General features: G+C 59.4%; 1 protein-coding gene. It reads left to right on the forward strand.

Features of this window, described 5'->3' with window-relative positions:
- On the forward strand, positions 1-547 hold a 547-nt coding region (locus tag AC1DT3_RS23775), incomplete at both ends, for a cadherin repeat domain-containing protein (protein WP_477467603.1).

The raw sequence follows: 547 nt of genomic DNA on the forward strand, positions 1-547 counted from the left end.
CCGTTGCAACAATCACGGCTTTTGATGCCGATGGCGACAAGCTGACCTACAGCATCGTCTCCGATCCGAGCAACGTGTTTCGCATCGAAAATGACAAGCTGATCCTGACGAGAGCACTCGATTACGAGACGGCGAGAACGCATCAGGTCATCATCAAAGCCGCGGATGCTTACGGCGGCGAGACCACGCAAAACTGCTATGTTCAGGTGGCCAACGTCGCCGAACCGCCACCGCCACCGCCACCGCCTCCGCCGCCGAAGCCGAAGCCCCCGAAGCCGCCGGGGCCTGGTTCCGACCCCGACCTCGTTCTATGGGGAACGCCGCATCGGGACATATTGGATAGCGGGGCGGGCAACGATCTGCTCTTCGGGCTCGCCAACAAGGATCTCATGAACGGTCGAGCCGGCAACGACAAGCTCTATGGCGGACTCGGCAACGACACGATGATGGGAGGAGCGGGGCTCGACGTCTTCGTGCTCGACACGAAGATCGGCAAAACGAACAGCAAGAACAAAAAGATCAACCTGGACACGATCCCGGATTATGT

The sequence above is a fragment of the Microvirga sp. P4_G7 genome (assembly GCF_056401005.1).